The organism is Actinomadura sp. NEAU-AAG7, assembly GCF_018603865.1.
Lineage (GTDB): Bacteria > Actinomycetota > Actinomycetes > Streptosporangiales > Streptosporangiaceae > Spirillospora > Spirillospora litoris.
Map to the genome: position 1 here is coordinate 39,642 of NZ_JAHFZY010000001.1, position 23,801 is coordinate 63,442.

Here is a 23,801-nt window from a genome sequence, read left to right on the forward strand (position 1 = left end):
CGCCACACGACGTCGAACGGAAATACGGCAAAGGAATGCGCGCCATCTCGCGCTGATCTTGCCGAAACCGGGCCTATCCCCGGCTGCGACACGAACCCGGCCCACTAGATGATCTTGCAAAGGCCGGAAGCGGCCCTTCAAAAATGGCCGTTGCTATTGCAGGATCGAGGCAGTAGCGGATTGAACACAGCAAGGAAGTCTGGAGGACAGAGTCCGTGCGCTACGAAGCTCCCGTCCGTGAACTCGCCGCCACCACAGGCAGGCATCCCGCCCTCGACAACGACTTCTACCGGCACTGGCGATCGGGACCGCTCCCCTATCCGCAGGTCAGCGTATTCGCCCACGAGTTCTACGCGCGCACCGTCAACACCGCGGTGATGGTGGCGCTGTCGGTCCTGCACACCGAGGACCTGGCCGCCCGGGTCGAATGCGTGAAGAATCTGTACTCCGAATACGGCAACGGCGACGCCGCGAAGGCGCACCTGCTGCTGCTCGAACAGTTCCTGACCGATCTGCTCACCCGCCTCGGCGACCGCCCCCACGGGGCCGGCGACCTGCGGGGCTCGGATCCGCTGCCCTCCACCAGCGCGTTCAGCGCCGGCCAGCGGGCCCTGTTCACCGACGAGGACCAGCGGGTCGTGCAGGGCGCCCTGCTCGGGCAGGAGCACCTGGCCTACTCCATGCTGGTGCGGCTCTACGAGGGCGTGCGCAACTACAAGCACCTCTACGGCGAGGACGAGTTCCACGAGTCCTGCGAGTACTTCTACATCCATATCGGCGAGGCCGAGAAGGAGCACAAGGAACAGGCCGTCGTGTCCGCCGCGCGGGTCTGCCGGGACGACGCCGACCTCGCGCGCGTCCGGAAGGGCTTCGACGGCTTCCTCGACCTGACCGCCGAGTACTGGGCGGGCGTCCACGGCGCGATGCTCGCCGCCTGACCCCGATCAGGGCGAGGACCCGATGACGATCGCCCGGTGGGCACCCGCGCTGGTCCTCGCCCAGATCACCAGCCTCCAGGTCGGCGCCGCCGTGGCCACCCGCCTGTTCGACCACATCGGCACGTGGGCCACGGTGTCGCTGCGCGTGCTGTTCGCCGCGCTCGTGCTCGCCGTCCTGCCGGGCAGGCGGCTGCGGCGGATCGGGCGCGGCGACCTGCCCGCGATCGCCGCCTACGCGCTCGTCGTCTCCGGCATGAACCTCGCCTACTTCTCCGCGATCGGCCGCGTCCCGCTCGGCGTCGCCACCGCGATCGAGCTGCTGGGCCCGCTCGCCATCGCGCTGCTCGCCGCGCGCGGAGCGGTCGACATCGCCTGGGTCGCGCTCGCCCTCGCCGGGCTCGCGCTGCTCACCACGCCGGGCGGCACGTCCCGCACCGGGCTGGCGTTCGCGGTCGCGGCGGCGGCCTTTCGCGCCGGTTATGTCCTACTCACCCGCTCGCTGGGACGCCGTCACCACGACCGGACCGGGCTGGTCGCCGCGCTGCTGCTCGCGGTCCCCCTGTGGCTGCCCGTCGGCACCGCCACCGGGGGTTCGCGGCTGCTGGACGCCGCCGTCCTGGTCCTCGCGCTCGCCGTCGGCCTCTTCTCGTCCGCGATCCCCTACAGCCTCGACCTCGTCGCGCTGCGCCACGTCTCCCCGCACACGTTCGGCATCCTGCTCGGCCTCAGCCCGGTCATCGGGCTCGGCGTCGGCTACCTGGCGCTCTCCCAGACGCCCGGGGGGCGCCAGCTCGCGGGCATGGCGCTGATCTCCGTCGCGGCGGTCGGCGTCGTCCGGCGGACCCCGCCCTCCCCCGCCGCCCCGGCCGAGGCCCGGAGACGAGCCGGGAACCGGCCGCCGCGATGACGGCCGGTTCCCGAACCGGGGCGCTCCCCTGGTCAGCTCGCGAGCGGGGTGTTCTGGTAGGCGCTGATGAGCCATTCCCCGTTCTGCTTGACCAGCAGCCAGGTGGCCCGGATCGCCTCCTTCTCCGACGGCTCGGTGTCGCCCGGGTGCAGGACGCCGCCCTTGTTGATGAGCAGCACGATGCTGTCGGAGAGCGGCTTGATGAGCTGCGGCGAGCCGGTGACGGTCGTCCCCTTGAGCTCGCCCTCGTAGAGCCCGGCCATGTGGGCGCGGATCTCCTCGCGGCCCTTGAGGAAGACCCCGCCGGGCAGGACGAGCGTCCCGTCCTCGGCGAAGACCTTGGCGAAGGCGCCGGCGTCGTTCTTCGCCCACGCGGCGACGATGCGGTTGGGCACCTGCTGGACTTCCATCAGGTCAATGGACATGGCGTGCCTTTCTCGTGGAATGGGGGGCGCCCGGCCGGGCGGTCAGACGCCTTCGGCCGCGTTGAGCTCGGCGTAGAAGGGGCATTCGAGGTCGCGTTCGAAGGGGGCGAAGGTGTCCCACCGGGACACCTTGCGAAGCTCCTGGTTGAGCTCGCTCTTGCTCCACAGGTCACCGCTGAGCAGGCGGACCACCCACGGGTTGTCGTACCAGCGCAGCTCTTCGCGGTCCAGGCCGATGGCCTCCAGGTAGGGGCGGACGTTGTAGCCGTGCTCGTAGTAGGCGTGGATGATGCGCGAATAGGTGTCGTAACCCGTCTTGAGGAAGTTGCTGTAGGCCGTCTGGAGTTCGACCGTGCGGCCCGGCTCCTTCAGCAGCGTGTCGATGGTCTCCGCCGCGCGCACCCCGGTCGCGGTCGCCAGCAGCACGCCGCCGGAGAAGATCGGGTCGAAGAAGCAGGCGGCGTCGCCGACCATGAACCAGCCGGGCCCCGCGACCGTGTCGGCGTAGTAGCAGTAGTCGGTCTCGACGTGCACCTCGCCGGGCGAGGTGCCCTCGATCCGCTGGATGATCCGCGGCACGCGCTGGACGTGGTCGTCCAGCAGCGCGGCGGGGTCGCCCTCCTGGAGCACCTCGCGCCGCATCACCGACCCGACGCTGATGACGTCCTCGCGGATCGGGATGGCCCAGATCCAGCCGTCCTTGTGGCGGCCGATCTGGATGTCGCCCTCGTACCCGGGGTTCTTCGACTCGTCCAGGTTCGCGAAGTGCCGGAACACCGCGACCATGCGCAGCCGGTCCACGTAGTGGCGCAGCCCGAACGACTTGGCGATCTTGCTGCCGCGGCCGCCCGCGTCCACCACCCACTCGGCGCGGACGGTGTGGGAGACCCCCTCGTGCTCGTAGCGCACGCCGACGACCCGGCCGTCCTCCTGGACGAGGTCGTGGACGGTCGCCTCCTCGATGAGCTGCGCGCCGTGCTCCTGGGCGAAGTCGGCGAGCATCTTGTCGAAGCGCTCGCGCTCCACCTGGTACGCCGAGGGGTAACGGCCCGGCCCCTGCTTGGCGAAGGGCACCCGGCCGAACCGGTGGGGGGACGGCCCGCTGAACTCCGCGCCGTGCTTGGGGACGAACCCCTGCTCCTTGACGCGCTCCAGCAGCCCGAGCCGCTCGAAAAGGGCCATCGTCGGCGGCAGCAGCGACTCACCGATGTGGAAACGCGGCAGCGCACGTGCCTCCAGGACCAGCACAGATCGGCCCGCCTGGGCGAGTCTGGTCGCCGTCGAGCACCCGCCCGGGCCCGCGCCGATGACCACGACGTCGACGCTCTCCGGGTGGTTTTGGCGGTCGGTCATGTGCTTCCTCCTGTAAATAGCGAAGCAGTGCGGAACATGCGCCCTACCGACCTCAGTATTGGATGAAGCACGCATTCCCCCTTCTCCAGGAGTGCGCTGGAACCGCGAATTCCAAAGGGCACGCGAGAAGATGCGGATTGGGGGTGGAGTTCCTATCCTGCGGCGCTCCGCCTGGAGGTCGCCGCCGCGCCGGGCCTGGTCGGCCGCGCCTCGGCGGCCCCGCGGCCGCACCCAAACCCCTTTCGGGCACCCCTCCGCGCCCCGACCGGAACCCCCAGGAAGTGATCAATGACACGTTTGAAGCCGTGCGCGATCATTGCGATCCGCGCCGTCATCTCGCCTCTGACCTGCGGACTTCCAGGAAACGAGGATCGCGCCGGGGCGGGGCGCCATCGACGCCCATTAAATGATCTTGGTGATTGGTGCGGTGACTTTCTCCGGCGACCGCCGTCTCAATTAACGACACGCCGCGTACGGCGCGCGGCGGTATGCAGAAGGAGGACCGGGATCTTGTTCGACAAGACCAGAGTCACCAGCGGGAACAGGCTCCTCGCCAAGCTCGGCGTCGGCGGGGCGCTGGCGCTCGGCCTGGCCGTCACGGCCCTGTCGGGACCGGCCCAGGCCGCCGCCGCGGCGACCGTCACCGTCACCCCCGCCTCGGGGCTCCAGGACGGTCAGACGGTCGCGCTGTCGGCGACGGGCCTGACCCCGAGCGCCGCCCAGCACCTCGGGGAGTGCACGCTCACCCCGTCCGGTGTGCCCGCCTGCCTCGACCTCGGGACGCTCTCGTCCGAGGCCGACGGCACGCTGAACACCTCGCTGGTCGTGCACAAGACCTTCGCGGCCAAGATCGGTGACACCCCCTACGGCACGGTGGAGTGCGGCACCGCCACGCCGTGCTTCATCGGCGTCTCCGACGACGGCGGCCAGGGCGGCGTCGGCGGCGGCGCGGAGATCTTCTTCCAGTAACCCGGATCTGGTCCCACCAGCTCCCCAGCCCGAGGCCGGGCCGCTCCCGTACGGCCCGGCCTCACCCTGCGGCCGGAACCGGGCGCCTCAGCCGGACGCGCTCACGTTCCCGGCGACGGCCGTGGTCGGCCCGGTGACCGCCGTGGGCGGCGGGGCGACCGCCGGGGCCGGCGCGGCGGGCGCCGTCCACACCGACGCGACGCCCGCCATCCAGCGGTGGCAGTCGCGCGGGATGGCGCCGGCGAGCCCGTTCAGCCGGCGGTACTCGCCCGGCGACAGCCCGACGGCCTCGCTGAACCCCGCGACGAAGGCGTCGGCACCCGGATAGCCCACGAGACGGGCGATCTCCGCGACCGGACGCGGCGAACCCAGCAGCAGGCGCTTGGCCTCCTGGATCCGCATGGCGGACAGGAACCGTCCGGGCGACATCCCGGTGATCCGCTGGAAGGCGCGGGAGAAGTGGAATCTGCTGAACATCGTGGCGCGCGCCAGGTCGTCGACGGTGATGTGCTCCCCCAGTTTCTCCCGCATGATCTCGATCGCGTCCTCGACCGCCCGCTCGGTGGCGGCGTCAACGGGATCATCGGCCTCCCGGCCCCAGCGCGGATTCATCACATCACCCAGCCCGTCGTCCATGTGCCTTCCATTGCCGATCTACCAGGCTCCGACCTTCAAAGGGTCTGGATCTTCGCCTCCCGGATTCACCGCCGCGGAATTCCCATTGGCGGCCCGATCTTTATGTAGAAATGATTTCAGCGGCGCGGGCGCAGCCGTCGCCCTCGGACTCGACCAGGGATCCCGCCGAGGGTCTGCCCACGTCAGAATGGGTCGACTTCGCATTGATCGGCCAATGAATTACCCCCCACTCCGCACTCGGGCCAGGGCCGTCATTCGCGCTCGACCGGAACCAGTAATCAGTACCTCACCACTTGTAACATCACACCGTGATGCACCGGTTATGGATCACGATGGTTACCGGCGAGTTTCGCCCGGCCCTTTTCTCCCACAAGATACATCCATGTCACCGCCCTTCCGCAAGTACGGGAGAGCGCCATTCCCGGCCAAACAATGCGTTCTGACCGAAGGGGTGAGAGTCCGCTTGCCTGGGCCTTGACAGCCCTGGGCCGATGTGCCGCGAGCGCCCGCCGGACGCACCGGAGCGGGCGGCCGGGGGGCCGCATTCTGGAGGATGGAGGCGCCGTCGGGTCGGGCCAAGGATGTGCGGGGGAAGCCGTCTCCCACGACGCGAGGGGTTGTGACCCATGGCCTTGTCACCCGCGGAACCAGCCGGCCAGGCGAGCCAGGCGAGCCCGGCCGAGCTGCCCGAACCGGCCAGGCCGGCGAACCTGGCCGAGCTGCCGACCTACCCGATCGCCCGGGAGTGCCCCTACCGGCCCTCCACCGGCCACGAGCCGCTCATGGCCGCCGGCCCGCTCACCCGGGTCCGCCTCTACAACGACCGCACGGCCTGGCTGGTCACCGGCGCCGCCGAGGCCCGCGCGCTGCTCTCGGACTACCGGCGGGTGTCGATCCGCAACCGCGGCCCGGGCTATCCCCTGCTCAACAAGGAGATGGAGAAGGTCGTCGACTCCGGCTACGCCGACGTCCTGTTCGGTGTCGACCCGCCCGAGCACACCAAGCAGCGGCAGATGATCATGTCGCCGTTCACGCTGCGCCGGACGGCGCGGCTGCGCCCGGAGATCCAGGCCATCGTGGACGGCAAGCTCGACGAGATCGAGCGGCACGGCGCGCCCGCCGACCTCGTGCCGATGTTCGCCCAGCCCGTCCCGTCGATGGTCATGAGCCTGCTGCTCGGCGTGCCCTACTCCGACGCCGCCGAGTTCGAGACCCCGGCCCACAAGCTGTTCGTCCCCGAACTCGCCGAGGAGGCCACCCAGGAGCTGGGCGAGTACCTGGACCGGCTCATCCAGCGCAAGCAGGACGACCGGGACAACGACACGACCGGCCTGCTGGACGACCTCGTCGCCAAGCACCTCGCCACGGGCAACATCACCCGCGACGAGCTCGTCCACATCGCGATGTCGATGCTCGTCGCCGGGACCGACACGACCACCAACGTCATCTCGCTGGGCACGCTGGCGCTGCTGGACAACCGCGACCAGTGGGAGGCGCTCTGCGCCGACCCGTCGCTGATCCCGGCCGCGGTCGAGGAGATCCTGCGCTATGTGTCGCTGGTCGAGGCGTTCGCCCGGGTCGCCACCGAGGACATCACGCTCGGCGACACCACGATCAGGCGCGGGGACGGCATCCTGATCAGCTGCGCGGGGGTCAACTTCGACGCCGGCAACGTGCCCGAGCCCGCGAAATTCGACATCCACCGCCCGGCCAAGCCGAGCTTCTCCTTCAGCCACGGCATCCACCGCTGCCCGGGCGACAACCTCGCCCGGCTGGAGCTGGAGATCGCGTTCCACACGCTCACGCAGCGCTTCCCGACGCTGCGGCCCGCCGTCCCGATCAGCGAGATGGAGAGCAACAACAACGACGGCACGCTCCAGCGCCTCTACTCCTTCCCCGTGACCTGGTGAAGCGCGCGACCCGGTACTGACGCGTGACCCGGTGACACGAGAAAGGACAGGGCATGTCACACCCGCACGGAACCGCCACCGCGCAGGCGGAGCGGATCCCGCTCTCGCTCCAGCAGGACTTCCTGCGGCTCATCGACTCCGGCACCGACGCCGGGCCGTTCGGCCCCTGGTACACGATCGTGGGCGGCTGGCGGCTCTCCGGCCCGCTCGACGTCGCGACCCTCCAGGGCGCGCTGGACGACCTGGTGGTGCGGCACGAGTCGTTGCGCACCTCGCTCGTCCGCGACGGCGAGGACTCCTGCCAGGTGGTGGGCGGGCCGGGGTCGCCGAGCCTGACCGTCCACGACCTCTCCGGGCAGGGCGGGTCGCGCGACCTCCAGGCGGAGGAGCTGGTCAACGAGGTCGAGTCGACGCCGTTCCCGATGGAGCGGACGCCGCTGATCGGCGCGGTCCTCGGCCGGTTCGACGAGCGCGACGCGGTGCTCGCGCTGGCCGCGCACCACACGGCCGTCGACGGCTGGTCGATGCAGCTCGTCGTGCGGGACCTGGCCGAGCTGTACGCGGCGCGGCGCGCGGGGCGTCCGGCCGTCCTGCCCGATCCTGGGCAGTACCGCGAGTTCGTCGCGTGGCAGCGGGAGTACGAGCGCGGCCCGGCGGCGGAGGCGTCGCGCGCGTTCTGGCGCGACACCCTGCGCGGCGCGCGGATCACGCCGGTCCCGACCGACCACGCGCGCGGCGCCGGGCTGCCCGCGGCGACGTCCTGGCACCGGTTCCTGCTGGCCGAGGACTTCCGCACGGCCGTGCTGCGCCTGGCCCGGACGACGCGCACCACGCCGTTCATGGTGCTGCTGGCCGCCTACGCCCTGCTGCTGCGCGAGCGCGGCGGGGGCGAGGACATCGTCGCGCCGACGTTCACCCCCGGCCGGATGCAGTCGCGGATGCTCGACACCGTCGGCTCGTTCTACAACTTCGTCCCGCTGCGGGTGGACCTGGCGCCCTGCCGGACGTTCGCGGACGTGCTCGCCGCGGTGCGGCGGACCTGCCTGGCCGCGCACACGCACGAGCTGCCGTTCAACGACATCCTCGCGGCGGCCCCGGAGCTGCTGGACGCGGCGGGCACCGACCGGACCGCCGACCTCGCCTTCCAGGTCGTCCAGTCGCCGCTGATCATGGCCGACCAGGCCGTCGGCGACCTGTCCTACACCGCGATGCGGCGCCGGATGCTGCCGCAGCCGGTCGGTTCCGCGCTGCCCGACGGCGCGCTGTGGAACCTGGAGCTGAACGCCCCCGGAATCGTCGGCAGCGTCGGCTATCTCAGCAACCTTTTCACCAGCGAGTCGATGGTCGAGCTGACCATCGATTTCCAGCGCGTCCTGTCGCGGGTGCTTTCCCGTCCGGACCAGGAACTGAAGAACCTCTAACGAACACCTAGCGAAAAGGGGAGCGGAATGGCCACGCCGGAACCGGCAAGCCTGGCCCTGCGCGGGGTCGCCTACGACACCGGGACCAACTTCAGCACGGGCCAAGGCGAACTGTCGCGGATCATGTGGAACGAGGACCACATGGTCGAGGAGATCTCCCTCATCAGCGACCAGTTGAACTGCAACGCCGTCACCGTCTACGGCACCGACCACTCCCGGCTGGCCGCGACCGCCTCGGCGGCGCTCGACAACGGGCTGCGCGTGCGGCTCCAGCCCCGGCTGGTCGACCACACCCAGGACGAGATCCTCGACCACCTCGCCGAGGGCGCGCGCCTGGCGCAGGCGCTGCGCGCCGACGGCGGCGACGTCGAGCTGACGGTCGGCGCCGTCCACCTGATCTTCACGCCGGGCATCGCCCCAGGCCACCCCTACCACCAGCGGATGGCCAACGCCTACGCCGACCTTGACCACTACCTGCTGGAGCCCGACGGGCGCATCGACTTCACCGAGGCGGCGGGCCCGCTCAACGACTTCCTCGGACGCGCCGCCGCCACGGCCCGCTCGATCTTCGACGGCCCGCTCAGCTATTCGGCCGCGCCCTTCGAGCAGGTCGACTGGACGCCGTTCGACAGCATCGCGCTGATGTACCAGTACCTGCCGACATATCTGCCCGCGGCGGCCGACCACATCAGCCTGATCAGCCCCTACCGCAAATGGAACAAGCCGATCGACATCGCGGAATACGGAACCGCCACCTACACCGATGCCGAGAAGATGGCGTTCCGTTTCTACGACATCGTCGACCGCTACCAGGATCCGCCCCGCGTGCTGGATTCCTACACCCGCGACGAGAGCGCGCAGGCCGCCTACCACCTGAAGATGCTCGGCATTTTCCAGGAGGCCGGGGTCCGCGGCGCGACCGTCTCCGAACTCGTCCACCCGACGCATCCGCACCATTTCGACCCGAGCCTCGACCTGGACACCGCCAGCATGTGCATCGTCAAGACGATCCGCGACGACTTCGCCGACGCGGGCTCCGACTACCGGCTGGAGCCCAAGGAGTCGTTCCACGCCATCGCCGACCACTACGCCCACATCGGCTTCCAAGAAGCGCACCGCTGACCGCCGGCAGGAGGACCCCATGACGGCCACACCCGTCGACCCCAGCCCCACCGGCGACCTGCCGGACTACCCGCTCACCCGCGAATGCCCCTACCGGGCGCCGGACGGGACCGCCGCGCTGCACGCCGCCGGGCCGCTCCAGCGCGTCCGGCTCTACGACGGCCGGACGACCTGGCTGGCCACCGGCCCCGCCGAGGTGCGCGCGCTGCTGTCGGACAAGCGCATGTCCAGCCGGTCGGGCTTCCCCGACTACCCGGTCCTGGACCCGCGGCACCTGCACATGCGCGGCACCAGGGAGATGGCCAAGGAGGAGGAGGGCGGCTTCGCGGGCGCGCTGTTCGGCGTCGACCCGCCCGAGCACACCCGGCAGCGGCAGATGCTGCTCCCCCACTTCACGGCCCGGCGCGTCGCGGCGCACCGTCCCGAGATCGAGCGGATCGTGGACGAGCGGGTGGACGCGCTGCTCGCGCAGGGCCCGCCCGCCGACCTGATGACCGCGTTCGCCGCGCCGGTGCCGATGATGGTGGTCTGCGCGTTCCTCGGCGTCCCCTACGAGGACCGGGACCGGTTCGAGAAGCCGGCGCGGGAGCTGTTCGACCCCGACCGGGCGGACGCGGCGATGGAGGAGCTGACCGGCTACCTCACCGACCTCGTCGGCGACGGGCGGGCGAACCTGCGCGAGGGCCTGCTGACCGAGCTGCTCGACTCCGAGGTCGCGGAGGGGCGGATGGCCCCCGGCGAGCTCGTCCAGTTCGCGTTCGCGATCCTCGTCGCGGGCACGGTCACCTCCACCAGCGCGATCGCGCTGGGCACGCTGGCCCTGCTCGACACCCCCGGCCAGTACGAGGCGCTCGTCGAGGACGAGACGCTGATCCCGGCGGCGGTCGATGAGATCCTGCGGCACACCTCGCTGGTCGAGCAGCTCGCGCGGGTCGCCACCGAGGACATCGAGATCGCGGGGCAGGTCATCAAGGCCGGTGACGGACTGCTGGTCAGCTTCGCCGGGGCCAACCTCGACCCGAGCGTGACCGGCCACCCGGGCGCGCTCGACATCACGCTGCCGCCCGACCACCACTTCGCGTTCGGCTACGGGCTGCACCGCTGCCTCGGCCACAACCTGGCGCAGCTGGAGCTGCGGATCGCGTTCCGCGCGCTCACCAAGCGCCTGCCCTCGCTGCGCCCGGCCGTCCCGGTCGCCGAGATACCCGCCTTCAACGACGCCACCGTCCAGCGACTGCTGGCGTTCCCCGTCACCTGGTGAGGACCGTCATGCCGGACAGACAGACGATCGCCGTGATCGGGCTCGGATACGTGGGGCTGTGCGTCGCCACGGCGCTCACCGACGCGGGCTTCGACATCATCGGCGTGGACAACGACCCGGACCTCGTCGCCGACCTCGGCGCGGGCGTCGTCCGCTCGCAGGAGCCCGGCGTCGCGGGCGCGGCGCGGCGCGCCCTGGACGAGGGGCGCCTGCGCGCCACCACCGACTACGCCGCCGTCGCCGAGGCCCCGGTCGTGCTCATCGCGGTCGGGACGCCCATCACCGACGCCATGACGCTCGCCGAGGACCAGCTCCGCGGCGCGTGCACGGAGCTGGCCCGCCACCTGCGCGAGGGCCAGCTCGTCATCTGCAAGAGCACCGTGCCGCCGGGCACGACCCGCGAGCTGGTGCTGCCGCTGCTCCAGGCGGGCGGCCTGGTCGGCGGGCGCGACTTCCTGCTGGCCTTCAGCCCCGAGCGGCTCGCCGAGGGCACGGCGCTCACCGACCTGCGCACGCTGCCGATCGTCGTCGGCGGGCTCGACGAGCGCAGCACCACCGAGGCGATGGCGTTCTGGCAGAAGGCCCTGAACGTGCAGGTGATCCCGCAGGACTCGCTGGAGTCCGCCGAGATCGTCAAGCTCGCCGACAACTGGTGGATCGACCTGAACATCGCCCTCGCCAACGAGCTGGCCCAGTTCTGCTCGCTGTTCGGGGTCGACGTGCTCGACGTGATCGCCGCCGCCAACTCCATCACCAAGGGCAAGGGCAGCGTCAACATCCTGATGCCGAGCGTCGGGGTCGGCGGGTCGTGCCTGACCAAGGACCCGTGGATGGTGTGGCAGACCGCCGCCTCGCGCGGGCTGGAGATCCACACCCCGCAGGTCGGACGGCGGGCGAACGCGGGGATGCCCGCCTACACCGCCCGGCTGATCCTGGACGACCTGCGCGAGCGCGGCAAGGACCCGGCGGAGTCGACGGTCGCGATCCTCGGCCTGGCGTTCAAGAACAACACCGGCGACCTGCGGGCGACCCCCGTCCGCGACGTCGTGGCCGAACTCCTCGGCGCGGGCGTCGCGGTGCGCTCGCACGACCCGCTCGTGGACCCCGACCAGGCCGAACGGCTCGTCGGGACGCGGCCGGACGCGTCGCTGGAGGACACCGTCCGCGACGCCGACTGCGTCGCCGTCCTGGCGCTGCACGAGCGGTTCACCGGCATCGACTTCGCCGCGCTGCCCGTCGCCGCCTCCTGCCTGCTGCTGGACGGCCGCGCCTACTACTCCAAGGAGAAGATCGCCATGCTTCGCGAGCTGGGCTACCGGTACCGGGGGATCGGGCGATGAGCGCCCCGCACGCGGTCGTCACCGGGGGGTCGGGCTTCATCGGCAGCCACCTGGTGGAGCGGCTGGTCGCGAGCGGCCACCGGGTGACGGTGTTCGACGCGGCCGAGTCCCCCGCCGACTCGCGCGCCGCCGGTCAGGTCAGCGAGCACGTCAGCGGGGACGTCCGGGACCGGGACGCGCTGGGCAGGGCGATCCGGTCCGGCGTGGACGTCGTCTACCACCTGGCGGCCTCGGTGGGGGTGGACCAGTACCTCGCCCGGCCGCTGGAGGTCATCGACATCAACGTCACCGGCACCAGGAACGTCCTGGACCTGGCGGCCAAGGCCGGGACGCGGCTGGTCGTCGCCAGCACCAGCGAGGTGTTCGGCAAGAACCCCAACGTGCCCTGGCGGGAGGACGACGACCGCGTCCTCGGCCCGACCACCACCGACCGGTGGGCCTACTCCTCCAGCAAGGCGCTGACCGAGCACCTGACGTTCGCGTTCGCGCGCGCCCACGGCCTGGACGCGACGATCGTCCGCTACTTCAACGTCTACGGGCCGCGCCAGCGCCCCGCCTACCTCGTCAGCCGCAGCGTGCACCGGGCGCTGAACGGGCTGCCGCCGATCGTCTACGACCAGGGCAAGCAGACCCGCTGCTTCACCTTCGTCGACGACGTCACCGAGGGCACGTTCCTCGCCGGGACGCACCCGGACTCGCCCGGCGAGGCCATCAACGTCGGCGGCACGACGGAGACCACGATCACCGACGCCGTCCACCTCATCACCGAGCTGACCGGGACCGAGGCGCCGACGATCCCGGTCGACACCTCGCGGTCGTTCGGCGCGACCTACGAGGACCTGCCGCGCCGCGTCCCCGACAACACCAAGGCCCGCGAGCTGCTCGGCTGGACGCCGCGCACCACGCTGCGCGAGGGGCTGGCCCGCACGATCGAGTGGGCCCGCGCGAACCCGCGCTGGCTGGCGCAGCTCGACAGCGGCGCCACCTGAGCCTCACGGGACCTGAGCCTCACGGGCCGGACGGACGCTCCTGGACGACCCAGTGGTTTCCGTCCGGGTCGGTGAAGGAGGCCATGGCGCTCCACGGCTCGTCGCTGTAGCCCGGCACCCGCTCGCCGCCCTCGTGGTGCATGACCTCCGACACCGGGGCGCCGGACGCGGTGAGCCGGGCGTGGGTCGCGCGGAGGTCGGGCACGACGACCGTCAGCCCGACCACGGGGTTCGCGCCCTCGACCAGGTGGATCGAGCATCCCGACCCGGGCGGCGTCAGTTGCAGGACGCGCCTTCCGCCGGGGACGACCCTGTCGATGTCGACGTGGAATCCGATCCTGTTCGCGTAGAAGTCCTTCGCCGCGTCCAGGTCGGAGACGGGAACCGGGACAACCTCGATCTTCATCTCCACGAGGGCCATCCTTTGCGCTCGGAAATCGCGATCATAGCGGCGGTGGCGAGCAATCGGGGAGATGTCCGGAACGGCGCGGCCATGGTGCTCTTGGAAAGGCACCAACGACCTTTGGGAGGACGCGGTGGGGGAAATGGTACGGGTCCCCGGAGGCGAATTCCTCCAGGGGTCGCCGCCGTGGCTGCTGGACTGGCTGGACGACAACGACCAGCCGCTGCCCCGCATCTGGTTCGGCGATGAGACGCCCCAGTTCGTCCAGACCCTCGCCCCCTACCGGATCGACCGCCATCCCGTCACGGTCGCCGAGTTCGCCCGGTTCACCGAGAGCACGGGCCATGTCACCGACGCCGAGGCGCGCGGCTACGGCCTCGTCTACACCGAGCGCGGTTGGCAGGAGATCGACGGCGTGTGCTGGCGCGCGCCGGGCGGGCCCGGGACCAGCTCGGCGGAAATGCGGGACCACCCCGTCGTCCATGTTTCCTGGGAGGACTGCGTCGCCTTCGCGGCGTGGGCGGGGAAGCGGCTGCCGACCGAGGCGGAATGGGAGTTCGCGGCGCGCGGCGGCCCGGGATTCCGCATCTGGCCGTGGGGCGACAAGTGGGACACCGGCAACGCCAACACCGCCGAGTTCCACGCCGGGGCGTTGAACACGCTCGCGGCGTGGAAGGCGTGGTGGCGGACGACGTGCGCGCAGGACGGCCCGGTCCCGCGGACGTCCCCGGTCGGCGCGTTCTCCCCGCGCGGCGACAGCGAGTACGGCTGCGCCGACATGGCCGGGAACGTCTACGAATGGACCTCGACGCTCTCCCACCTCTACGACGCCTCGACCGAATGCGACCCGACGCTGCGGGCGGCCATGGGCCGCTACCGGGTCATCCGCGGGGGCTCCTGGATGAACTTCCGCTACCAGACCCGGTGCAGCGAGCGCATGCACGGCGACCCGACCGGCTGGTCGTCGTTCGCGCACGGCTTCCGCTGCGCCCGGGACGACTGATCAGAAGGACCGGATCAGCCGGGCCAGGTGGCGGCCGGCGATGTGCAGCGGCTCCTCGCTCGCCGAGACGCGGCACAGCAGCTCGGCGCCTTCGAGGGTGCTGAGCACCGAGCACGCCAGCTCGCGCGCGACCTCGTCGGAGATCCCGGCCGCGCCGAGCTTGCCCGCCAGCAGCTCGCGCCACCTCCCCAGTGCCTCCTCCGAGGCGAGCTGGATCGCGGGCGAGCGGCCGATGAACTCCAGCGCGGTCGCGGCGACCGGGCAGCCGTCGGTCCAGTCGGAGTCGCGCAGCGTCCGCGCCAGCAGCCGGGCGCACTCGGCGACGGCCTCGGCGGGGTCGTCGCTGCTGTCGAGCCCGGTGCGGAGCAGGTCGGTGAACTCCTGCGCCCCGTGCCGCAGCGCCTCGACGGCCAGCTCCTTCTTGCCGCCGGGGAAGAAGTGGTACACCGAGCCGAGCGTGGCACCGGCGTCCTGCGCGATGCGCTTGATGCCGGTCGCCTCGTAGCCCTGCCGCTGCATCAGCACGGCGGCGGCGCGCACGATCCGCGTACGGGTGCCGTCGGCGGGGGCGCGGGGGGCCGGAGGTGCGTCCATCGCCTCATCGTACTTGATAGAACGTTCGTTCTAGTGCTACTCATGGACCGTCACTAGAACGAACGCTCTACTTGGAGGCCCGTGATGACCCTGCTGGACGACCACCCCGGATTCCAGCGGATGTTCGCGCCCGGCCGCCTCACCGTCGGCCTGTTCCTGCCCCTGTGGCCCTACTCCGGCGACATGGCGAAGATGTCCGGCCAGGGCGAGGCGGTGAAGCTGGCCGACCGGTCGGGGTTCTCGGCCATCTGGGTCCGCGACGTCCCGCTGACCGTCCCGAGCTTCGGCGACATCGGCCAGGTCTACGACCCCTGGACCTACCTCGCCTGGCTGGCCGCGCACACCAGCGAGGCGGCGCTGGCGGCGGGCAGCGCGATCTTCACGCTGCGGCACCCCATCGACCTCGCCAAGCAGGCGGCCTCCATCGACCACCTGTCGGGCGGCCGGCTGATCCTCGGCGCGGCAAGCGGCGACCGGCCCGCCGAGTTCCCCGCCTACGGCGTGGACTACGAGACGCGGGGCGAGCGCTTCCGCCAGGCGGTCGACATGTTCCGCACGCTGCTGGAGAAGCGCAGCCCGGTCGTGTCGTCCCCGCTCGGCCAGATGCGGGACGTCGATCTGCTCCCGAAGCCGGTCAGCCGCCGCATCCCGATCCTGGTCACCGGGTCGTCCCAGCAGAAGGCGGAGTGGAACGCCGAGCACGCCGACGGCTGGCTCACCTACCCCGGCGACCCCTACACCTCGATGGGCACCAGCGCCCTCGGACGCAGCGCCAAGAAGTGGCGCGACCTCGTCCCCGGCGGGCGGTTCAAGCCCGTGGCCACCAACGAGTGGATCGACCTCGTCGAGGACGCGAACCACCCGCCCACGCCGCTGCGCGCCGGATTCGTCATGCGCACCGGCACCAAGGGGCTCATCGACCTGCTCGGACGCTGGCAGGAGGTCGGGATCAACCACGCGGCGCTCGGCGTCCAGCACGGCTCGCGTCCGGCCGCCGAGGTCGTCGAGCAGATCGCCACCGAGGTGGTCCCGCACTTCCCGGCCCTCACCGGGCCCGCGCCCAAGGCGCCCGTGTGGTGACGGGCGAGGAGCACCGGTGGGCGATGCGGCACCTGGCGACCGGCGTCGTGGCGCTCACCACCCGCTGCCAGGGCAGGCCGCACGCGATGACGATGAACGCCGTGCTCTCGGTCTCGACCGACCCGCCGACGCTGCTGGCGTCGGTCGGCGTCCAGGCCCGCACGCACGAGATCCTTCACCACACCGGCTCCTACACCGTCAACGTCCTGGCCCGCGACCAGCGGGAGCAGGCCGAGCGGTTCGCCGCGAGCGCGCCGATGGAGGCGGACCAGTTCGCGGGGATCCGGTGGCGGCCGACGCTGGCGACGGGGAACCCGCTGCTGCTGGACAGCCTGGTCGCCTTCGACTGCCGGGTGCGGCGGCGCATCCGGCTCGGCGACCACACGCTGTTCGTCGGCGAGGTCGTCGAGGTGATCCCCGCGCGCGTCGCGGAGCCCCCGCTGATCTTCACCGGCGGCGGCTACGTGACGGCGGGCCCGTGACGCGACCGGATGTGGTGCCAGGCCCACCCCGCGGGGGAGGCCAGGCCCATATCCGGGCGTCCGGCCGCTCCCTAGCGTCGTGGCCATGACCACAGATCACACCGGACCGGCGCTGCCCGGTCGGCGGGCGGCGATGCGAGGGCTCGGACTGGCCGCGGGGGGCGCCGCGCTCGCGGCGGGGCTCGGCGCACCGGAGGCCAGGGCGGAAACGCGCCGGAGGCCGACCACCTACGTCCTCGTGCACGGAACCCACAGCGCCGGGGCCTTCTGGCTCCCGATCGCCCGCGAACTCTCCCTGCGGGGGCACCGGGTCGTCGCGATCGACCAGCCCATGCACGGCGCGGAGGCGTTCGTCCCCGAGTCCTACCAGCGGCAGGACCTCGCGGCCCTCGCCACCGAGCCGTCGCCGCTCGCGGGCCTCGGCCTGGACGACTACGAGCGGCGCGTCACCGGCGTCGTGCGCCGGGCCGCCGCGCTCGGCCCGGTCGTGCTGGTCGGGCACAGCCTGGGCGGCGCCTCGGTCAGCCGGGTCGGCGACGCCGTCCCGCACCTGCTGCACCACATCTGCTACATGGCCGCGTTCTGCCCCAGCCGGAGCATGCCCAGTCCGGACGACTGCACGGCGGCGCCCGAGAACAAGGAGGCGCTCATTCCCTACGACCAGATCATCGGTGATTCCGAGCGGCTCGGCGTGATGCGGCTGAATCCGCGCACGGGCGACGCCAAGGACCTCGCGGCGCTCAAGGCGATGATGTGCGCGGACTATCCCGACGACGCCTTCCGCCGCGTGCTGGGCATGATCCAGACCGACGAGCCCACCAGGGCCTACGCCGGGCGGGCGGTCGGCCGCGCCGAGACCTGGGGCCGCCTCCCCCGCACCTACCTGCGCTTCGGTGACGACCGCACGATCGCCACCGCGCTCCAGGACCGCATGATCGCCGAGGCTGACGAGCTGACGCCGCGCAACCGGTTCCGCGTCCACGACTTCCCGGGCGCCTCCCACCTCGGCCCGCTCGACCCCGCCCCGGTAATCGACGCCCTGGCCACCCTCGCGCGCTGACACCGAGTAATCAAAAGCGGCTTGGAGGCCCGCCGATATTCGCCCCAAGTGATCGTCCGGCTCAATTCGGCTCGCGCTTGTGAGTCGAATTACCAACCAGGGCGTCCCGGCTTCCGGACCGGGAGTGCGGGCGCCATTATGGGGGCGGTGTGATCTCAGGACGCGCGTGGGGAAGGCAGGGGCGTGGAGCGGTTGCGGCCGGACGATCCAGGACGGGTCGGCCGCTACCGCCTGCTGGCCCGGCTGGGCACCGGCGGCATGGGCGTGGTCTACCTCGGCCGCTCGCCCGGCGGCCGCACGGTGGCGGTCAAGGTCATCGGCGCCCGGCACGCGGGCGAGGCGACGTACCGGGCGCGGTTCGGGCGGGAGATCGGCGCGGCCCGCACGGTCAGCGGCGCGTTCACGGCGCCGGTGCTGGACGCCGACGCGGAGGCGGCGGCGCCCTGGCTGGTCACCGCCTACCTGCCGGGGGTGACGCTGCGCGAGGCGGTCGCCGGGCAGGGCACGCTCCCGGCGGCGGCCGTCCGCACGCTGGCGGCCGGGCTCGCCGAGGCGCTGGTCGACATCCACCGGGCGGGGCTGACCCACCGCGACCTGAAGCCCGCGAACATCATGCTGACCGCCGGGGGACCCCGGGTGATCGACTTCGGGATCGCCCGGCCCGAGGACGCCGTCACGATCACCCGGGTGGGCTTCAACCCGGGCACCCCGGGGTTCATGTCGCCCGAGCAGGCGGCGGGGCGCAGGGTCGGGCCGTCCAGCGACGTGTACTCGCTCGGCGCCGTGCTCGCGTTCGCCGCGACCGGCGCCGAGCCGTCCCGCGACGGGGTCGACGCCCGGCTCGGCGACCTGGAGGACGCGTGGCTGCGCGACCTGATCGAGGACTGCCTCCAGCCCGAGCCGGAGCTGCGGCCGTCCGCCGGCGAGCTGCTGGCCAGGCTCGACGGGGCGGGCCCCGCGCACGGCGCCCGGTGGCTGCCGGACGGGATCGCCGCAGCCATCGACGTCCGCGCGCACGAGGCCCGGAACCCGCCCGAGCGCCCGCCCGCCGAGGACGGCGAGCCCCCGGTGAGCAGGCGCGCCCTGCTCGTCGGCGGCGCGGCGGCGGCGCTGGCGTTCGCCGGCGTGGGCGCGGCGCTGGTCGCGCTGTCGCGGGGCGGAGGCGGCGGGCGGGAGGCACCCGGGCCGGCGTCGCCGACCGCCCGGCCCTCGCCGACCCGGCCGCCGCCGCTCGCGGTGCGGCGGTGGAAGGCGAGCGTGGGCGACTACTACCCCGACCTCGCCGCCCCCGGCGGGGTGGTGCTGGCGCATTCCGAGGGCCGGCTGCACGCGCTCGACCCGAGAACGGGCCGCACCCTCTGGGAACGGAACTCGTGGGGCATCGACCACCTCAGCGTGGTCGGCGACGAGGTGTTCCTGTACGACCACTTCTTCGAACAGATCCGCATGGTGCGCGCCTCGTCCGGGGCCGAGCGGTGGGGGTATCCCTGGTCGTCCGAGGCGGTCCCGATGTATCCGGTGGCGGGCGAGGACGTGTCCTGCTTCGGCTACGAGACCGTCACCGCCCTGGACACGCGCACCGGGCGGCGGCGCTGGACCACGCGCGTCGGCGCCGAGATGGGCATCGCCGTGGACGGCGACCTCGTCGTCGCGGCCGACAGGAAAGCGGTATCCGCCCTGGACGCGGGCACCGGACGGCTCAGGTGGAGGTACCCGGCGACCTGGGCCCACTACCCGCAGGCGTGCTACGGCCAAGTGTTCGTCTGCGACGGCCCCGGCACGGTGCACGCGCTGCGGGCCGACACCGGGGCGCTCGTGTGGAAGCGGCAGATCGGCAAGGACGTCTACGAGAGCTCCGGATTCGCGGCCGGGGACGGGCTGGTCTGCTTCGGCACGGCCGCCGGGGACGTCCTCGCCGTCCGCGCCGCGACCGGCGAGCCGCTGTGGTCGCGGCGGCTGTTCGCGACCACGTCCCGGAACCAGTGGAACGCGCTCGGCGTCGACGGGGGCACGGTGTACGTGGGCTGCGCCGACCACAACGTCTACGCGCTGGACGCGGCCGACGGGCACACGCGGTGGCGGTACCCGGCCGATGTGACCATCCGGACGTCCGCGCCGGTCGCCGTCGGCGGGTCGGTGTTCGTCGGCACCGCCGACGGGTCGGTGCTGGCCCTCACCCCGCCGGACGGGGTCTAGCCGGTGCGACCGCTGGAGCAGGGCGACCCGAGGTCGGTCGGGCGGTTCCGGATCATGGCGTGCGCCGGGTCGGGGGGCATGGCGGTCGTCTACCTCGGCCGGTCCGCCGGTGGGCGCCCGGTCGCGGTGAAGATGATGCACGCCGAGTTCGTCGACGACCCGGAGCACCGCGCACGCTTCCACCGCGAGGTGGCCGCGACCCGCGCGGTCGGCGGCCTGTACGGGCCCGGCCTGCTCGACGCGGACCCCGGCGGGCGGCGCCCCTGGATGGCGACCGAATTCGTGCCGGGGGTGTCGCTGCGCGACGCCGTCCGGCGGTTCGGCCCGCTGCCGCCGGACGCGGCGCGCGCGCTGGCGGCCGGGCTGGCCGAGGCGCTCACGCTGATCCACCGCGCCGGGTACGCGCACCTCGACCTGAAACCGGCGAACGTGCTGCTCACCGCCGAGGGCCCGCGCGTGATCGACTTCGGCATCGCCCAGGGGTCGCGGGACGGCGCGCCGGTCGCGGGGTGCCCGGCGGGGTCGCGCGGGTTCGCCTCGCCCGAGCAGGAGGCCGGGGCGGCGACCGGGCCGCCGTCCGACGTCTACTCCCTGGGCGCCACGCTGGCGTTCGCATGCACCGGCGAGCCGCCCGGGGACCCCGCGGCCGTCCCCGACGAGGCGCTGCGGGCGGTGGTCGCCGGGTGCCTGCGGCCCGACCCGGCGTCCCGTCCCGGGCTGCGCGACCTCGCCGGATCGCTCGCACCCGGCGCGCCCTCGGCATGGCCGCCGCCGATCCGGGACGAGATCCACCGGCACATCACCGAGATCGAGAACCCCCCGGCGCCCCGGGCGCCGGAGCCCGCGCGGCGGCGCGTGCTGCTGGCGGGCGCGGGCGTGCTGGTCGCGGCGCTGTCCGGGGGCGCCGCCGGCGCGCTGCTCCTCCAGCAGAACGGCGAGCCGCCGGAGAAGGAGGCGCGGGAGCCGGGGAGCGCGGCCCCGACGCCCCTGAGGACGGCGTCGGCGGTGCCCGCCGCGCGGTCCCGCGTGCTGGAGATCCGGCTGACCGGCGACGTCCGGCTGACGTCGCTGACCTACACGGTCGGCGGGAGGAGCACGACGCTCCGGAACGTCGCGCTGCCCTGGAAGACCGCCGTGGACATCCCGGCGTACCCGCCGTCCGTCCCGTGGCGCATCCGGTACCGGCACCCGAACGGCGAGGTCGACTACCGCGTGTTCGTGGACCGGATCCTCAACGGGTCAGGCGGCAGAGGCGGAAGCACCAGCGGCGGCGGCGAAGGCGACGCCTAGCCGTCAGGCCGCGCGCAGCAGGCCGAGGCTGGTGAACATCTCTCGGCACCACGCGATCGCTGATTCCGCCGTTCTCCACTGCGGGTCGGCCGGGGACAGGAACGGGAGGATGTACGGGTCCTCGATGCCCTCCGGGAGGTCTTCGGGGAAGCACTCGTAGGAGGCGTGCCCGTAGTTCTCGCTCCACATGGTGAGGGCGTTCGGTGTGGGGGCGCTGTCCCAGACGGCGCACCACAGGCGGCGCAGCATCGCCGGATGCGCCATCACGAACATCAGCCGTCCCATGTCGAAGGGCTCGGCCGCCGAGACCACCCGCGCGATGGACGCGTAGCGGTCGGTCGCGCTCACGTAGGGGCAGAAGCCCGACCAGATCTCGACGCTGTGCCCGGCGGCGATGATCGAGGAGCACAGCGCGGCCAGCGCCACGCCCCGGTGGTGGACGGCCGAGTGCGGGGTCGTGTGCACGTATCCGGCCGGAACGAAGAACGTCACCACGCGGCCGCGGGTCGAGATGCGCTGCGGCACCGCGTCCACCATGCACTCCGGCTCGCCGCTCAGGTAGGCGCCGATGTCGACCTCGCTGCCGGTCACATCCCACGCGGGGACGAGCGCGGTGGTCAGCACCTCGGCGCCGACCCGCTCGCGCAGTTCGGCGACCTCGGCGTCGACCTCGGGCAGGACGGTCGTCCAGCCGTCCTCGGCGAGCCGCAGCGCCTCCTCCCAGGTCGCCCCGGCCCAGTCGTCCGCGCAGCCCCGGCCCTCGCCGTCCTCGATGGTGTCGGGGGCGCGGGCACGGTCCACGAACTCCTGCCAGGACCACATCGGCGGCAGCGCGTGGACGGTGTCGCCGTGCCGGGGCGCCGCGTCGGTCACGCCGCGCCGTCCTCGGCGAGGCCGAGGGCCGAGCGGTGCGCGGCCGACATGCCCCGCACCACCCGCCAGCGCATGGCCTGCTCGACGCTCGCGCCCGCCTGGAGCAGGCGCGCCGCGTCGATGCTGGCCCGGGGCGAGAACATCACCGGCAGCCGCTTCTCGGCGGCGGTCGCCCGCAGCCGCCGCACCTCCTCGACCACCCGCATCGCCTCGTCCTGCCGCGAGGGCGCGAACCCGAGCGCGAGGCGCTCCTCCAGGCCCTCGTCCACCGGCACGTCGATCACGATGTAGCGGTCCAGCGTCGCGGCGTCGAGCGCCTGGCGGCCCACGTACTGCCGGTCGCCGCCGGTGCCGTAGGTGTTCGCGGTGGCGACGAGCCGGAAGTCCGGGTGCGCCTCGACCATGCCGTCGGCGAACGCGCACGACCGGATCGACAGCGCCTGGTTCAGCTCCGCCAGCAGCCCGGGGTGGCCGCTGTCCAGCTCGTCGAGCAGCATCAGCCCGCCGTGCTCGAACGCGCGGCGGAACGGCGTCCCGTGGTAGTGGCCGTGCGCGTCGTAGTAGCCGAAGATCTTGCTCATCGGCGTCGTCGGGCCGAGCGAGAGCGCGTGGAACTCCTGCTCGAACGCCTCCGCCGCCTGCTGGGCCATCATCGACTTGCCGGTCCCGGCGGGGCCGACGAGCAGCACGTGGCAGCCCGCGCCGAGCGCGAGCAGCACGTCCGGGAGCAGCCGGTGGGTGTGGCCGCCGACCCGGACCGGGGCCAGGGCGCCCTCGACGTTGACCTCCACGACGGGCGGCACGTTTCCGGCGACGACCTCGGCGACGACGCGGGCGGCCTCCTCGCGGGCGAACCGGTCGATGTGCCGCGTCATCTCCTCCCGCGTCCGCGCCAGCGACGCGCGGGCGCCCTTCAGCTCCTCCCCGACCGCCGAGCGGGCCGCCTTCACCTCCTCCTCGACGGCCGAGCGCGCCTCGTTGAGCGAGTCCCGGCCGGCCCGCAGGTCCCGTTTGGCGCCCTCGCGCGCGTCCCGCAGCGCGGCCCACGCGTTCTTCCGGTCGTTCTCGGCGGCGGCGCGCGCCGCGCGCACGTCCTCCTCGACGGCCGCGCGCACCTCCGCCAGCGAGGCCGCCGCGGCCTCGGACGCGGCGGCCGTGGCGGCGGCCCCGGCGATCTCGCGCGCGGTGGCGGCGGCCGTCTCCCCGGCCGCCTCCCGCGCGGCGGCCAGGAGCTGTTCGGCGCGGGCGGCGCGCTCGTCGGCGATCTCGTGCGCGATCTCGGCGGCCGTCCGGCGCGCGATCGCCTCGATCAGCCGCTCGGCATGGGGGGATCTGGCCAGGGCGTCGCCGTGCCGCATCACGGTCTCGAAGGCGATGGCCCCCGCTATCTGGCGGACTTCCGCCCTGAATGTCTCGCGCATGGCCGCCAAGCCTCCCCGAACGGCGCCGGGACCCCTCCCGCGCCCGATCCCGCCGACGGCGCATCATGGGAAAAGTGACTTAGACTGATGTCATTTGTTGACTTGAGTCGTTCATGATTCGTGAAGGG

The 23,801-nt window shown here is 72.5% G+C and carries 22 protein-coding genes; 15 read left to right on the forward strand and 7 right to left on the reverse strand.

Going from position 1 to position 23,801, the window contains the following annotated elements:
- Positions 1-215: 215 nt before the first annotated feature.
- Both KLI87_RS00185 and KLI87_RS00190 read left to right on the forward strand, forming a co-directional pair.
- A complete protein-coding gene (locus KLI87_RS00185; protein ID WP_214615377.1) occupies positions 216-938 on the forward strand; it encodes an iron-containing redox enzyme family protein in 723 nt (240 codons plus the stop codon).
- Between the two features lie 22 nt (positions 939-960).
- The gene (locus KLI87_RS00190) at positions 961-1,845 is read left to right on the forward strand and encodes a DMT family transporter (RefSeq protein WP_156217493.1); all 885 of its coding nucleotides are present in this window, start codon (positions 961-963) and stop codon (positions 1,843-1,845) included.
- Positions 1,846-1,877: 32 nt separating this feature from the next.
- Here the strand turns inward: KLI87_RS00190 and KLI87_RS00195 are convergent, their stop codons facing one another.
- Together KLI87_RS00195 and KLI87_RS00200 are read right to left on the reverse strand one after the other, a co-directional pair.
- Positions 1,878-2,270 (reverse strand): SgcJ/EcaC family oxidoreductase, encoded by a 393-nt coding sequence (locus tag KLI87_RS00195; RefSeq protein ID WP_156217492.1) that lies wholly within the window; start codon positions 2,268-2,270, stop codon positions 1,878-1,880.
- A 42-nt stretch (positions 2,271-2,312) separates the two neighbouring features.
- Positions 2,313-3,623, reverse strand: coding sequence for an NAD(P)/FAD-dependent oxidoreductase (locus tag KLI87_RS00200; RefSeq protein ID WP_214615378.1), 1,311 nt, complete (start codon positions 3,621-3,623; stop codon positions 2,313-2,315).
- A gap of 510 nt (positions 3,624-4,133) precedes the next feature.
- Between KLI87_RS00200 and KLI87_RS00205 the strand changes: the two genes are divergently transcribed.
- Positions 4,134-4,592: an enediyne antibiotic chromoprotein gene (locus tag KLI87_RS00205; protein ID WP_173390796.1), complete on the forward strand. Its 459-nt coding sequence runs from the start codon at positions 4,134-4,136 to the stop codon at positions 4,590-4,592.
- A gap of 87 nt (positions 4,593-4,679) precedes the next feature.
- Here KLI87_RS00205 and KLI87_RS00210 read toward each other — a convergent pair whose 3' ends face one another.
- A complete protein-coding gene (locus tag KLI87_RS00210) occupies positions 4,680-5,228 on the reverse strand; it encodes a helix-turn-helix domain-containing protein (RefSeq protein ID WP_246249896.1) in 549 nt (182 codons plus the stop codon).
- Between the two features lie 626 nt (positions 5,229-5,854).
- Here KLI87_RS00210 and KLI87_RS00215 point away from each other — a divergent pair.
- The 6 genes from KLI87_RS00215 to KLI87_RS00240 are packed head-to-tail and all read left to right on the forward strand — an operon-like array spanning position 5,855 to position 13,271.
- Entirely contained in the window at positions 5,855-7,138 is a 1,284-nt protein-coding gene (locus tag KLI87_RS00215; RefSeq protein ID WP_156217489.1) for a cytochrome P450, read from the forward strand.
- Between the two features lie 53 nt (positions 7,139-7,191).
- Positions 7,192-8,559, forward strand: coding sequence for a condensation domain-containing protein (locus KLI87_RS00220; RefSeq protein ID WP_156217488.1), 1,368 nt, complete (start codon positions 7,192-7,194; stop codon positions 8,557-8,559).
- Between the two features lie 27 nt (positions 8,560-8,586).
- On the forward strand, positions 8,587-9,681 hold the full coding sequence (locus KLI87_RS00225) for a hypothetical protein (RefSeq protein ID WP_214615379.1): 1,095 nt from the start codon (positions 8,587-8,589) through the stop codon (positions 9,679-9,681).
- Between the two features lie 19 nt (positions 9,682-9,700).
- Positions 9,701-10,942: a cytochrome P450 gene (locus tag KLI87_RS00230; protein WP_156217486.1), complete on the forward strand. Its 1,242-nt coding sequence runs from the start codon at positions 9,701-9,703 to the stop codon at positions 10,940-10,942.
- Positions 10,943-10,950: 8 nt separating this feature from the next.
- Positions 10,951-12,282 carry a nucleotide sugar dehydrogenase gene (locus KLI87_RS00235; RefSeq protein ID WP_214615380.1) on the forward strand — a complete coding sequence of 444 codons (1,332 nt, stop codon included), beginning with the start codon at positions 10,951-10,953 and terminating at the stop codon, positions 12,280-12,282.
- On the forward strand, positions 12,279-13,271 hold the full coding sequence (locus KLI87_RS00240; RefSeq protein ID WP_214615381.1) for an NAD(P)-dependent oxidoreductase: 993 nt from the start codon (positions 12,279-12,281) through the stop codon (positions 13,269-13,271). The genes KLI87_RS00235 and KLI87_RS00240 overlap by 4 nt, the downstream gene beginning before the upstream one ends.
- Before the next feature lie 19 nt (positions 13,272-13,290).
- Here the strand turns inward: KLI87_RS00240 and KLI87_RS00245 are convergent, their stop codons facing one another.
- Positions 13,291-13,677, reverse strand: a complete 387-nt coding sequence (locus KLI87_RS00245) for a VOC family protein (RefSeq protein WP_214615382.1) — start codon at positions 13,675-13,677, stop codon at positions 13,291-13,293.
- Positions 13,678-13,816: 139 nt separating this feature from the next.
- Here KLI87_RS00245 and KLI87_RS00250 point away from each other — a divergent pair, with 139 nt between their 5' ends.
- On the forward strand, positions 13,817-14,677 hold the full coding sequence (locus KLI87_RS00250; protein WP_250903514.1) for a formylglycine-generating enzyme family protein: 861 nt from the start codon (positions 13,817-13,819) through the stop codon (positions 14,675-14,677).
- Here KLI87_RS00250 and KLI87_RS00255 read toward each other — a convergent pair whose 3' ends face one another.
- Positions 14,678-15,271 carry a TetR/AcrR family transcriptional regulator gene (locus KLI87_RS00255; RefSeq protein ID WP_156217481.1) on the reverse strand — a complete coding sequence of 198 codons (594 nt, stop codon included), beginning with the start codon at positions 15,269-15,271 and terminating at the stop codon, positions 14,678-14,680. It abuts the gene before it with no gap.
- Positions 15,272-15,355: 84 nt separating this feature from the next.
- Here KLI87_RS00255 and KLI87_RS00260 point away from each other — a divergent pair, with 84 nt between their 5' ends.
- From KLI87_RS00260 to KLI87_RS00280, 5 genes are all read left to right on the forward strand, one after another.
- Positions 15,356-16,351 (forward strand): LLM class oxidoreductase, encoded by a 996-nt coding sequence (locus KLI87_RS00260; RefSeq protein WP_156217480.1) that lies wholly within the window; start codon positions 15,356-15,358, stop codon positions 16,349-16,351.
- On the forward strand, positions 16,348-16,833 hold the full coding sequence (locus KLI87_RS00265) for a flavin reductase family protein (RefSeq protein ID WP_214615384.1): 486 nt from the start codon (positions 16,348-16,350) through the stop codon (positions 16,831-16,833). Before KLI87_RS00260 ends, KLI87_RS00265 begins: the two co-directional genes overlap by 4 nt.
- An 85-nt stretch (positions 16,834-16,918) precedes the next feature.
- Positions 16,919-17,893, forward strand: coding sequence for an alpha/beta fold hydrolase (locus tag KLI87_RS00270; RefSeq protein ID WP_214615385.1), 975 nt, complete (start codon positions 16,919-16,921; stop codon positions 17,891-17,893).
- 183 nt (positions 17,894-18,076) lie between these two features.
- Complete coding sequence (locus tag KLI87_RS00275) at positions 18,077-20,089, forward strand: PQQ-binding-like beta-propeller repeat protein (protein WP_214615386.1); 2,013 nt, start codon at positions 18,077-18,079, stop codon at positions 20,087-20,089.
- 3 nt (positions 20,090-20,092) lie between these two features.
- Positions 20,093-21,379, forward strand: a complete 1,287-nt coding sequence (locus KLI87_RS00280) for a serine/threonine-protein kinase (protein ID WP_214615387.1) — start codon at positions 20,093-20,095, stop codon at positions 21,377-21,379.
- Between the two features lie 3 nt (positions 21,380-21,382).
- Here the strand turns inward: KLI87_RS00280 and KLI87_RS00285 are convergent, their stop codons facing one another.
- The gene (locus tag KLI87_RS00285) at positions 21,383-22,252 is read right to left on the reverse strand and encodes a hypothetical protein (RefSeq protein WP_214615388.1); all 870 of its coding nucleotides are present in this window, start codon (positions 22,250-22,252) and stop codon (positions 21,383-21,385) included.
- The gene (locus KLI87_RS00290) at positions 22,249-23,673 is read right to left on the reverse strand and encodes an AAA family ATPase (RefSeq protein WP_214615389.1); all 1,425 of its coding nucleotides are present in this window, start codon (positions 23,671-23,673) and stop codon (positions 22,249-22,251) included. Before KLI87_RS00290 ends, KLI87_RS00285 begins: the two co-directional genes overlap by 4 nt.
- Positions 23,674-23,801 lie beyond the last annotated feature (128 nt).